We start from the raw sequence: 11,688 nt of genomic DNA, 5'->3' as shown, positions 1-11,688 counted from the left end.
TCTCTGGTTAGTACGGTGTCGAGCGCAGCGACGTGGATATGAATGTGCGTACAGGCCGCGCCTGGCGCGCGACGACGGCGCGCCAGGTGTCGCGTTGGTTGAGGAGGGACTCGAGACACTTCGCCAGCGCTTCGCCGTGCCCCCTCTCCACGCATTGAATAAGCCAAAGCGCACCGGTGGTCGGCGCCAATGCAACTGCACCGTGAAAATAGCTCAGGCTAGGGCCTCCCAAGCGCATCCAGGTGCGCAACTGGGCTTTGTGGTCACCCGCCTGGGTCAACTGGACCTTTACCAGCAGTCTGTTCGAAACGCGTTGAAAGATGATTTCGTCGTCGCTCTCAAACAAGGTGAGCTGCTCTTCGTGGCCATTCAGCCAACCGGCAAGGAGTGCTTGCAACTTATTGCACGCCATCCAGCGCTGTTTTGAGCAGTGTATGTCTGGAGCGCGTGTGTTCGTTGAACGCGATGACAGAGAGCTTCTGTTGTTTCATGAGGTTGCTGAAGTAATCGATATCTGCATCGAGCGCTTCCGGATCTTTATAGGCCGTATTCACCCGCTTGATATCAGCCTGAACTTGCCTCAATAGATGGTTTTTCAGGTTTCCGTGAAAGTCCATGATTTTTACTCCAGATGTGTCTGAACTGTGTGGCGGGTTGATTGCCACCAGTTCCATCGGAAGAAATTTTTTTAAAGATATCGCCTGCCTCTACCGCTATGTTCCTACACGTTTGTAAACAATATTTCTCGCATCGAGGCCCAGTCGATCCGAAAATCGCCTTCATCTGTTTCCAGTAACAGCGATTGAGGTTTGACCTGGTCATCGGGGCGAAGCTTCCAAGGTGTAGAGCCCAGCTGGACCAAGGCTTGGGCTATCTGCTCATGCTCGAGCGGGTTGCAAACCAGGGTGGCCTTCATAGGTGGAATTTGCGTCGTTACCAACTGTTTGACCAATGCCGAAAGGCGCTTTGGGGGAGGCACTTCCTCCAACAGGCAGTGGAAGGCTCGGTTGGCGATGGATGTTGCGTAGTGTTCGAGGTTGTCACACATCGCCTTGCGTTGGCGCTCCCACGCACTGAGTTGCGCGTGGGCGCGTGACCAGAAGTCGAGGCGGGCCTGCTCAAGCATTTCTTCACGATGCTCAACCGCCTGGCGCAGCAGCTCTTCAGCTTGGGCCCGTGCGCTATCTAGCAACTGCGCGGACTGAAAGCAATCGGCGAGCATCTCCCGGGTAATCAGTACTTTTGGCTGCCCGGAAGCGCCGTCGTGCAATTCGATTTTACGTTGGGTCAACATAGACAATGCTCTGGTGTGTTGCCGTTAACGACGAGTTGTTTCACTACCCGTTGCGTCGATACGCCAGACAATCGCCTGCCACAGCGTATTGAGCCGGCCATGCGCATCGTCAAATGGCAGGTGTGTGGTTTCAAGTGCCTGCACCCGGTCAGGCGGCAAGCGCAGACGAAGGCGTTGCCAGACAGCAGGCTCGACCCAGGCCCTCAGCAATTGCATTGGATCATCCTCCGGCTGCAACAGGGCGTCAGGGTGTAGCGCCTTGGCAAGGCGCTCACACCACTTGCGGTGTTCATCGCACAAGGGGCTGTCGAGGTTGGGATGGCACGTAAGCTCCAGCAGTGCTATCGCCAGATCGAACTGCTCCCGTGAAGCCAGGGCCAAACCAAGCACCGTTGCACAGGGAGGGGGAGGCAGGCATGGCTCGATGCCCAACGCTGCGCACGCCAGCGCGGGTTGGCTGCGGCACAAGGCGGGTACTGCGTGGTAGGCGTGAGCGCTGGTCGCGTCCGGGTGCGAAAACTGCCACGGACTGGCCCACCATTGGGCCCAGGCCAGATGATCACTCATTCGCTAGAGGCGCTGGGGCGACAGGTTCCTGCCTGGATCGTTGGCTTCGTATGCGCCAGAACAGCGCCAAGGCGAGTGTCAGTATCGCGCCGATAACCAGAGCGCTCATAGCGGTACGCCAAAAACCGACGTCTTCCTCAGGGATCAGGAACGGACCGAAGTAGCTCAGGCGTTGTTGTTCCTGGTAAGCCGTTGCCGGTACAAAAACCACCGTGAGCTTCTGCGCGTTATCCAGTGCAGTGGTCATGCCAGGAATACTACTGGATACCATCCTGCGTACGCGCGCGCGGATGCTGTCGGGCTCCAGTCGTGGGTCATGTTTGATGAACACTGAGGCGGAGGCGGGTTGGACGGGCTCACCGGGAGCCACGCGTTCGGGCAGCACCACGTGCACACGAGCGACGATGACCCCATCGATGTTTGACAGGGTCGCCTCCAACTCCTGGGACAGGGCATAGATATACCGGGCACGCTCTTCCAGTGGCGTAGAGATGACGCCCTCCTTGCGGAAGGTGTCCCCCATCGTGGCACGGGCGACCTTGGGCAATCCGACCGCTTCCAGTGTGCGAACGGCGCGGCTGATATCGGCTGCATTGACACGCACCACGACGCCGTCCTTGGCAGGCACTTTTTGTGCGCGTATGTGTTTGTCAGCCAGTTCCGCGATGACCTCATTGGCATCCTGCTCGGAGAGTTGGCGATGCAGTTCGACACTTTCGCCGCAGCCGCCCAGCATCAGCGCCAGCGAGAAAACTAATCCGACGGATAGAAAACGAGTCATTTTTTCCTACTGCAGGTTGCTGATTTTTTCTAGGCATTGCGCGCCCTTGCCGACGCACTTCACCAGGGTTTGGGTCAGTAGAATGGAGTCTGAAAGATTGGGGGTGTAGTTGAGCCGATTTTTTTCTTTGAACTCATTGTTGAAGTCCTTGAGACCTCGACTCATACCACTTTTAGCCTTGTCCAAATACTGCAAAGCGTCGGTCAGTGCGTTCGCGGATGGCGTGGCGGTAACCCGTTGCATCGAGGGGGCCAATAACGCGCTGAAAAAGCTCGCATCTTCGCTGTGGTGCGTAGGTTGGGTAGGGGACCTGTGGGCTGTAAGGCCGTTTTGATATTCGCGTAATACGTCGACTTCTTCTATTTGCATATGGACCTCTAAGGGGAAACCCGCCCTTTGATGACCAAGGGCGGTGAAGCTATTTAACGCAGCGCGTCGTTGTTCTTTTTCTGCTCACTGATCCTGAACGCCTCATTGCTTTCTTTCATGGATTCGCGAAGCAGTTGCTTCCTTTCTGCCTTAAGGTCTGCGTTCTCGCCACCGGTGACCGGGGGGTGGTAGCTTTGCGGGTTGATGCCAGAAATACTCATAGTGATGCTCCGCTATCTAAGAAATGACATTTGAGCCTTGATGCGTAGTTGCAATAGTGTTGCTGCCGATAGGCACTAAATATATCAGGCTCATCCTTGTGTGGTTCAGGCTCGAATATGGTTCCCGCTTTTACTTAAAGGGTGTGTCTGAAGGTGTCTTCGGTGTGGGCTGAGCAGCGGGCTACTGTATATCTAGTTGTTTCATTCGGTAGTAAAGCGTTCTCTTTGCCATGCCCAACTCTACAGCCACCTCATCCACACAGTAGGTATGACGCCGCAGCGACTCTTCAATCAGAGCTTTCTCGATTTGTTGCAGGCGTTCTTTCAGGTTGGTGGGTTGGTTTGTAGCGTTCGAGGGCGAGCTTGATAATGGCGCCAGACCCAGCACGAAACGTTTGGCAGTCGAGCGCAGTTCACGCACATTCCCCAGCCATGGATGGCACAGCAACTGTTGGACTAGCTCACTGCAAGGGTTTGGGGCGAGACACTTATAGTGCTCGGCTTCCTCTTGAATCATACTCAGGAACAACGGGACGATTCGGTCACGGCGATTGCGCAGCGCAGGCAGATTGATATTTACGACGTTCAGGCGGAAATACAGGTCGCGCCTGAACTTTCCCTGCTCGACCATCTCATGCAGGGATTGTTGCGCAGAGGCGATGACTCGCATGTCCACCGGGATAAACCGGGTTGAGCCCAGGCGTTCGACGCCACGTGACTCCAGCACACGTAGCAGTTTGGCCTGCATGGAAAGCGGCATGCTGTCGATTTCATCCAGATACAAGGTGCCCAGGTGTGCGGTTTCGATAAAACCCGCACGTGATTGCACTGCTCCTGTATAGGCGCCGCTGTTGACGCCGAACAGTTGGCTCTCTGCGAGGCTTTCCGGGATGGCGGCGCAGTTCACTGCGACAAAATGACCTCGTCGCCTCGACAAACGATGGATTCGTTGGGCCAGGGTATCCTTGCCAGTACCCGTCTCCCCCAACAACAAAATATCGATATCGAGCGCTGCGGTACTCTTGAGCGTACGTTCGATATCCAAGGTTTCAACAGAAGGGAAGTATGTCTCATTTGTTGTCTTGTAAGAGGCTGACATAGTCAGGGTGCTCCACTATCGCTATCACTTCACTGTTGATAGAACGCTGTTGGCGTGCGGTCAGTAGAGCGCAAATAATCAAAAATGTCATCGTGCTTATTAGTATGAAAACACTGCGCGAGAGCGTGTCAAATATTAACTATGTCAGGGCGCTGTATTGTTCAAGTGCATTCTTGATGGTTGTTGAATCTTTAGTGTAGGAGAAGACTTAAGGCTTGAAGGATTCATCGTTTAAATCGATCAAGGGTTATGAGTGATTAAGTTTTCTATGTGTGGGGCTTTTAGTTGGGTGGCAGGTAGAAACAGGAGGCAATAAAAAACCGACGCAATGCGTCGGTTTTTTTGTATCGGGCAGAGGTTCAGCTAACGCTTACACGTTGAAACGGAAGTGCATCACATCGCCATCTTTGACAATGTAATCCTTACCTTCCAGGCGCCACTTACCGGCTTCCTTGGCACCGGCTTCACCCTTGAACTGGATGAAGTCGTTGTAAGCGATCACCTCAGCGCGGATAAAGCCTTTCTCAAAGTCGGTGTGGATCACGCCAGCCGCCTGTGGCGCGGTAGCACCGACCTTGACGGTCCAGGCGCGGACTTCTTCGACACCGGCGGTGAAGTAGGTCTGCAGGTTGAGCATTTCGTAGCCGGCGCGGATCACGCGGTTCAGGCCCGGCTCTTCCAGGCCCAGGGCCTCGAGGAACATGTCTTTTTCTTCGCCGTCATCAAGCTCGGCGATTTCCGCTTCGATCTTGTTACACACCGGAACAACGATGGCGCCTTCTTCGTCGGCAATGGCCTTGACCACGTCGAGCAGCGGGTTGTTCTCAAAGCCGTCTTCGGCAACGTTGGCGATGTACATCACAGGCTTGGTGGTCAGCAGGTGGAAGCCCTTGATCACGGCCTTCTCATCGGCCCCCATATTCTTCATCAGGCTGCGCGCCGGTTTGCCTTCGGTAAAGTGCGCGATCAACTGCTCCAGCAGGCCCTTCTGGACCACTGCATCCTTGTCGCCGCCCTTGGCGTTACGCGCGACTTTCTGCAGTTGCTTTTCGCAGCTGTCGAGGTCGGCGAAGATCAGTTCCAGGTCGATGATCTCGATGTCGCGCTTGGGGTCTACGCTGTTGGAGACGTGAATCACATTCTCGTCTTCAAAGCAGCGGACCACGTGGGCGATAGCATCGGTTTCGCGGATGTTGGCCAGGAACTTGTTGCCCAGGCCTTCACCTTTCGAGGCGCCGGCGACGAGGCCCGCGATGTCGACGAACTCCATGGTGGTCGGCAGGATGCGCTTGGGATTGACGATGGCCGCCAGTGCGTCAAGACGCGGGTCCGGCATTGGTACGATGCCGCTGTTGGGTTCGATGGTGCAGAAGGGGAAGTTCTCCGCCGCAATACCGGACTTGGTCAGGGCGTTGAACAGGGTGGACTTGCCGACGTTGGGCAGGCCGACGATGCCGCAATTGAATCCCATGGTGTTTCCCCTCGGATAAGAGTCAAGCCTTCTGGCTGTGCAGGTTTTTCATCGCACGGTTCCATTCACCGGCGAAGATATCCGGCAGCACGCCGAGGGCAAAATCGATGCTGGCATCGAGTTTTTCCTGTTCGGCGCGTGGCGCACGACCCAGGACGAAATTTGAAACCATACTGGCAACGCCTGGGTGGCCAATGCCGAGCCGCAGACGGTAAAAATTATTCTGATTGCCCAACTGCGCGATGATGTCACGCAGGCCATTGTGCCCACCATGCCCGCCGCCGAGCTTGAGCTTGGCTACGCCGGGTGGCAGGTCCAGTTCGTCATGGGCCACCAGGATTTCTTCGGGTTTGATCCGGAAGAAGCCCGCAAGCGCCGCGACAGCCTGGCCGCTGCGGTTCATGTAGGTGGTGGGAATCAACAGACGAACATCCTGACCCTGATGCGAGAAGCGCCCGGTCAGGCCAAAATATTTGCGATCGACCACCAGATTGATGCCTTGGGCGTGGGCGATACGCTCAACAAAAAGGGCCCCCGCGTTATGCCGGGTCTGTTCGTATTCGGCGCCTGGATTTCCCAGGCCAACGATCAGTTTAATGGCAGTCACGACAGGGGCCCTTCCTTTGGAGTTGTGGATAACATCGCCGTACCCAGATGCGGCGAAAGTGGACGACACTACATCATTTACTCAAGAGTAAACGCCGCGTTATCGCCCGCTTTCTCGCTACGTTTCGGTCCGCGATGTTTCCTCAAGCTCCGGCAATACAGAGTGAATTACTCTGCAGCGCCTTCTTCAGCTTCTTCTGGAGCAACGCGTGGAGCGTGAACGTTGGCAACAGCTTTGTCATCACCGTGAGCCAGTGCAACAAACTCAACGCCTTTAGGGGCCTTGAGGTCGGACAGGTGAACGATGGCGCCGATTTCCAGAGCCGACAGGTCGACTTCGATGAACTCAGGCAGGTCTTTCGGCAGGCAGGTCACTTCGATTTCGTTCAGGACGTGAGAGATCTCGCCGCCTTTCTTGACCGGAGCTTCTTCACCCACAAAGTGCACAGGCACGATGGCGGTCAGTTTCTGGCCAGCTACAACGCGAACGAAGTCAGCGTGCATGATGAACTGCTTGGAAGGGTGACGCTGCATTGCTTTAACGATGACGTTCTGCTTGGCGCCGTCGACGTTCAGCTCGATAACGTGGCTGTAGGCAGCTTCGTTTTCGAACAGCTTGGCGATTTCCTTGGCCAGGATGGTCACGGATTCAGCAGGCTTGTTACCACCGTAGACAACGGCTGGGATGTTGGCGGCGTGACGCAGGCGGCGGCTCGCACCTTTCCCCAGGTCAGTACGCGCTTGGGCGTTCAGAGTAAATTCGTTCATGTTGTATCTCCAAAATAGCCATCATCGAGGGGCGTTTGCGACCAGCGCCGAACTCGATATGGGCAAAAAAGCCCCGCCCCAGCGGAATGCTGGGGCGGGGCGCTTTTCGTCAGTGAGGTGATCCGTTGGTTTGACCCTTAACGGAACATCGCGCTGATCGATTCTTCATTGCTGATGCGGCGAACCGCTTCGGCAACGACCGGTGCAATATCCAGTTGGCGGATACGTGCACAGGCTTGAGCTGCGGCGGACAACGGGATGGTGTTGGTCACCACCAGTTCGTCCAGCACGGAGTTCTCGATGTTCTCGATCGCTCGGCCCGACAGCACAGGGTGTGTGCAGTAGGCGAAGACTTTTGCTGCACCGTGCTCTTTCAAGGCTTTCGCCGCGTGGCACAGGGTGCCGGCGGTGTCGACCATGTCATCAACCAGAATACAGGTGCGCCCTTCGACATCACCGATGATATGCATCACTTCAGAGTGATTGGCTTTCTCACGGCGTTTGTCGATGATCCCGAGGTCCACGCCCAGGGATTTGGCAACAGCCCGTGCACGCACGACGCCACCAATGTCCGGGGACACGATCATCAGGTTTTCAAAGCGCTGGTCTTCGATGTCATCCACCAGGACGGGGGAGCCGTAGATGTTATCTACTGGAATATCGAAGAACCCCTGGATTTGGTCAGCGTGCAGGTCAACCGTGAGCACACGGTCGATACCTACCACGGTCAGCATGTCAGCAACGACTTTCGCGCTGATAGCTACACGTGCGGAGCGCGGACGGCGATCCTGACGGGCATAACCAAAGTAAGGGATTACAGCTGTGATTCGAGTCGCTGAGGAGCGGCGGAAGGCATCAGCCATCACGACGAGTTCCATCAGGTTATCGTTGGTCGGAGCGCAGGTCGGCTGAATAATGAAGACGTCTTTACCGCGGACATTTTCATTGATCTCGGCTGTAATTTCGCCGTCGGAGAATTTACCGACAGAGATGTCACCGAGAGGGATATGCAGCTGACGTACGACACGTCGAGCCAGATCGGGGTTGGCATTCCCCGTAAAGACCATCATCTTGGACACGCGCAGTACCTAGAGGCTGAGGGTAACCTGGATGAGTATTAGAAAATGGCAGGGGCGGCTGGATTCGAACCAACGCATGGCAGGATCAAAACCTGCTGCCTTACCGCTTGGCGACGCCCCTGTATCTGTTGCAACGAGTGCCTAACACTCGGTTCCTTTTAGAGCAGACTTTGCAGCTTGCGATGCAACATCGAAACGTTGCTTCCTTTTGCTACAAACCCTGTAAGGGTCTCTGTAAGAAGGGCCGAGACTTTATCAGCTTCAGCTTTGCTTGGGAAGCCCCCAAACACACAACTTCCAGTTCCGGTTAATTTTGCTTCGGTAAATTTACCTAACAAATTCAAAGCGTTACGTACCTCTGGATAACGCCTTGCTACAACCGGTAAGCAGTCATTTCGACTGTTTCCCTTGGGAACGGGGCGCACTTTAATGGGAGAAGAGTTACGTGTCAACAACGGATCTGAAAAAATTTCTGCTGTACTTACAGATACTTGCGGCACCAACACGACATACCAAGGTTCTTCGGGCTCTACAGGGGTGAGTTTTTCCCCGACGCCTTCAGCAAATGCGGCGTGCCCCCGCACGAAAACCGGGACGTCGGCGCCCAGCGTGAGGCCCAGCGCAGCAAGGCGATCGTGGTCCCAGCCCAGTTGCCATAAGTGATTGAGGCCCAACAAAGTGGTCGCGGCATTTGAGCTGCCGCCACCGATACCACCGCCCATGGGCAGGATTTTGTCGATCCAGATATCAATGCCAAGTGGGCAGCCGGATTGTTCCTGAAGTTTTTTGGCCGCCCGCACAATCAGATTGCTGTCGTGGGGCACACCGTCGAATTCGGTGTGCAACTGAACCACGCCATCGTCACGCACGGCAAAGGTGAGCTCATCGCCGTAGTCGAGAAACTGAAACAGCGTCTGCAACTCGTGGTAGCCATCTTCACGGCGGCCAAGGATGTGCAGCATCAGGTTGAGCTTGGCCGGGGAGGGCAGGGTCAATTTTTGTACGGACACGTTATTGCCCCAGCTTGCGCGGTTGCCAGTCCTTGATCACCAGCGTGACATCAAGGTCGGTGCCATGCAGCTTGATACGTTCGGGCAGCCAATAGCCGCTTTGCTCCACGTAGCTCAAATATTCGACCTGCCAGCCATCCTGCTCCAGGGTGGCGAGGCGGCTGTCGCCATTGAGGCTCAGACGGCTCTTGCTGTCAGGCGCCGGCAAGCCGCGCACCCACCAGACCAGATGCGAGACGGGCAACTTCCAGCCAATCTGCTGCTCCAGCAGTTCTTCCGGGGAGGTTGCCTCGTAGCGGCCTTGGTTGGCCACTTCCAGGCTCACTTGCCCTGGCCTGCCAGTCAGGCGGGCCGCGCCACGGCCCAGGGGGCCCGAGAGGCGAATGTCGTAATAGTCCTGGCGCTGCAGCCAGAACAGCGTGCCGCTGCCAGAGTCTTTCGGCGCACGCACCCCGACCTTGCCTTCGATCTGCCAGCCATCAATGCTGCTGAGCTGGTCCTTGTGTTGTTTCCATTGTGCCGGGTTGCCCTGGCCTTCAACGGATTCACGGCTGCCAATACCCGCGCAACCGGCGAGCAGGGCGATGAAGCTGAAAACGATAACGTGGCGCAAGAACATAAATTTAAAGGGTCTCGGATCCGGTCAGGCGCTTGATGGTGCTGCGCAGGATGGGGCTGTCGGGTTGTTCCTTGAGGAATTTTTCCCAGATTTGTCGGGCTTCGCGCTGCTTGCCATTGGCCCAGAGCACTTCGCCCAAGTGTGCGGCAACTTCCTGGTCCGGGAAACGCTCCAGGGCCTGGCGCAGCAAGCGCTCGGCCTCGTCGAGGTTGCCCAGGCGGTAATTCACCCAGCCCAGACTGTCGAGCACGGCAGGGTCTTCCGGGTTGAGCGCATGGGCTTGTTCAATCAGCGCCTTGGCTTCGGCGTAGCGCGTGGTGCGGTCGGACAAGGTGTAGCCCAGGGCGTTAAGTGCCATGGCGTTGTCCGGGTCGCGCTTGATGATCAGCCGCAGGTCTTTTTCCAACTGCGCCAGGTCATTGCGTTTTTCTGCCTGCATGGCGCGGGTGTACAGCAGGTTCAAATCGTCGGGGTATTGCAGCAACGCCTGTTGCAACAGTTTCCAGGCGCGTTCGCCCTGTTTGTTGGCCGATAAGGTCTCGGCCTGGATCAGGTACAGCTGGATGGCGTAATCCGGCTCGGCATCGCGGGCCGCGGCCAGGCGTTTTTCCGCTTCGTCGGTGCGGCCGTTGCTCATCAGGATATCGGCCTGGCGCAATTGCGCTGGCAGATAATCATTGCCGGGGCCGACCTGGGCGTATTCAAGCAGGGCCGCCTGCGGGTCGTTGCGCTCTTCAGCGATGCGGCCCAGGTTCAGGTGCGCCGAGTCCACGTGGCTGTCACGTTCGATCAGCTCTTGCAGGTAGCCCTTGGCCTCGTCCCAGGCTTTGGCTTCCAGGCACACCAATGCCAGGGAATAACGCAGTTCGTCGTCGTCCGGGTATTGCTGGACCAGGTTGGCGAACTGCACTTTGGCGTCTTCCATACGGTCCTGCTCAACCAGCATACGTGCATAGGTCAGGAGCAGGCGCTTGTCGCCGGGGTATTTCTTGATGCTTTTTTCCAGCAGCGGAATCGCTTCCTTGCCGCGGTTAAGGCTTTGCAGCAGGCGTGCACGCAACAGGATGGGCGCGATTTCACCTTCTTCCGGCGGGTTCTGCTCCAGCAGCTTGAGCGCGGCGTCGGCTTCATCGTCCTGTTGCAGCAGCAGGGCCTTGCCGAAAATCAACTGGCTGTTCTTCGGGTGCTTTTGCAGCAGGCGATCGAAACTCTTCATCAGGCCGTTGCGCGTGTCCTGGTCGGTGTCGGCGGCCGACAGCGCAAGAAAGTCAAAATGTGTGTCGCCTTTGCCCTGCAGGACCTTCTCCATATAAACCATGGAGTCGTCATAGCGCCCGGCACGCGCCAGTTGCACGGCTGCGGCGCGCTGGGCTTCCAGATCATCCGGGGCATTTTTGGCCCAGATCAGCGAGGTGTCCAGCGCTGCCTGGTCGGCGCCCAGGTATTCGGCGATGCGAAACGCTCGCTCGGAAATCCCGGGGTCTTGGGTGTTGATGGCCTGGGTCACGTAATTATCCAGTGCAATATCAAAGCGATTGCGCTGGCCGGCCAGTTCAGCGGTCAGCAGGCTGTAGATCGTTTCTTCACTGAACGAGGAATAAACCTTGGGTTTTTCAGGGGCGGGAGTGTTGTCTTCCACCGGCGACGTAGCGTCCGGCGACACGGGTGCCATGGCCTGGCAGCCGCTGAGGAAGACAAAAGCGAGGAGCAACGCGGAAGATCTATTCATATAGGAAGAGGACGACTAACCTGCGGTCGGATCATCATGACACAAGCCTTCGGCCAAACATAACCGGGGCACTCG

The 11,688-nt window shown here is 56.6% G+C and carries 15 protein-coding genes and 1 tRNA gene; all 16 read right to left on the bottom strand.

Features of this window, described 5'->3' with window-relative positions; all coding sequences use genetic code 11:
• Positions 1-7 precede the first annotated feature (7 nt).
• Complete coding sequence (locus OC445_RS16985) at positions 8-397, bottom strand: type III secretion system chaperone (RefSeq protein ID WP_034128091.1); 390 nt, start codon at positions 395-397, stop codon at positions 8-10.
• A 1-nt stretch (position 398) separates the two neighbouring features.
• Positions 399-617 (bottom strand): hypothetical protein, encoded by a 219-nt coding sequence (locus OC445_RS16980; RefSeq protein WP_034128090.1) that lies wholly within the window; start codon positions 615-617, stop codon positions 399-401.
• Between the two features lie 104 nt (positions 618-721).
• Positions 722-1,294, bottom strand: a complete 573-nt coding sequence (gene sctL, locus OC445_RS16975; RefSeq protein WP_034128089.1) for a type III secretion system stator protein SctL — start codon at positions 1,292-1,294, stop codon at positions 722-724.
• Positions 1,295-1,318: 24 nt separating this feature from the next.
• A complete protein-coding gene (locus OC445_RS16970; protein WP_034128088.1) occupies positions 1,319-1,861 on the bottom strand; it encodes a hypothetical protein in 543 nt (180 codons plus the stop codon).
• A complete protein-coding gene (gene sctJ, locus OC445_RS16965; protein WP_054897135.1) occupies positions 1,854-2,642 on the bottom strand; it encodes a type III secretion system inner membrane ring lipoprotein SctJ in 789 nt (262 codons plus the stop codon). Before sctJ ends, OC445_RS16970 begins: the two co-directional genes overlap by 8 nt.
• 6 nt (positions 2,643-2,648) lie before the next feature.
• Entirely contained in the window at positions 2,649-3,011 is a 363-nt protein-coding gene (locus OC445_RS16960; RefSeq protein WP_057977397.1) for a hypothetical protein, read from the bottom strand.
• Between the two features lie 53 nt (positions 3,012-3,064).
• Positions 3,065-3,232, bottom strand: coding sequence for a hypothetical protein (locus OC445_RS16955; protein ID WP_034128085.1), 168 nt, complete (start codon positions 3,230-3,232; stop codon positions 3,065-3,067).
• 181 nt (positions 3,233-3,413) lie between these two features.
• Complete coding sequence (locus OC445_RS16950) at positions 3,414-4,331, bottom strand: sigma 54-interacting transcriptional regulator (RefSeq protein WP_054921811.1); 918 nt, start codon at positions 4,329-4,331, stop codon at positions 3,414-3,416.
• Between the two features lie 370 nt (positions 4,332-4,701).
• Positions 4,702-5,802: a redox-regulated ATPase YchF gene (gene ychF / locus OC445_RS16945; protein ID WP_014716830.1), complete on the bottom strand. Its 1,101-nt coding sequence runs from the start codon at positions 5,800-5,802 to the stop codon at positions 4,702-4,704.
• Positions 5,803-5,824: 22 nt separating this feature from the next.
• Entirely contained in the window at positions 5,825-6,409 is a 585-nt protein-coding gene (gene pth, locus OC445_RS16940) for an aminoacyl-tRNA hydrolase (protein ID WP_054921813.1), read from the bottom strand.
• 167 nt (positions 6,410-6,576) lie between these two features.
• On the bottom strand, positions 6,577-7,176 hold the full coding sequence (locus OC445_RS16935; protein ID WP_003188351.1) for a 50S ribosomal protein L25/general stress protein Ctc: 600 nt from the start codon (positions 7,174-7,176) through the stop codon (positions 6,577-6,579).
• Positions 7,177-7,313: 137 nt separating this feature from the next.
• Positions 7,314-8,255 carry a ribose-phosphate pyrophosphokinase gene (locus OC445_RS16930; RefSeq protein WP_003171603.1) on the bottom strand — a complete coding sequence of 314 codons (942 nt, stop codon included), beginning with the start codon at positions 8,253-8,255 and terminating at the stop codon, positions 7,314-7,316.
• Positions 8,256-8,301: 46 nt separating this feature from the next.
• A tRNA-Gln gene (locus OC445_RS16925) sits at positions 8,302-8,376 on the bottom strand.
• Between the two features lie 37 nt (positions 8,377-8,413).
• On the bottom strand, positions 8,414-9,265 hold the full coding sequence (gene ispE, locus OC445_RS16920; protein WP_034128083.1) for a 4-(cytidine 5'-diphospho)-2-C-methyl-D-erythritol kinase: 852 nt from the start codon (positions 9,263-9,265) through the stop codon (positions 8,414-8,416).
• Between the two features lies 1 nt (position 9,266).
• A complete protein-coding gene (lolB, locus tag OC445_RS16915) occupies positions 9,267-9,884 on the bottom strand; it encodes a lipoprotein insertase outer membrane protein LolB (RefSeq protein ID WP_032893661.1) in 618 nt (205 codons plus the stop codon).
• Between the two features lie 4 nt (positions 9,885-9,888).
• A complete protein-coding gene (locus tag OC445_RS16910; protein ID WP_198791009.1) occupies positions 9,889-11,613 on the bottom strand; it encodes a tetratricopeptide repeat protein in 1,725 nt (574 codons plus the stop codon).
• Positions 11,614-11,688 lie beyond the last annotated feature (75 nt).

The sequence above is a fragment of the Pseudomonas sp. Pse35 genome (genome assembly GCF_024519715.1).
GTDB classification, from domain to species: Bacteria; Pseudomonadota; Gammaproteobacteria; order Pseudomonadales; family Pseudomonadaceae; genus Aquipseudomonas; species Aquipseudomonas paracarnis.
Note: the sequence above shows the minus strand (reverse complement) of the source record. Positions and strands in the feature narration are given on the sequence as shown.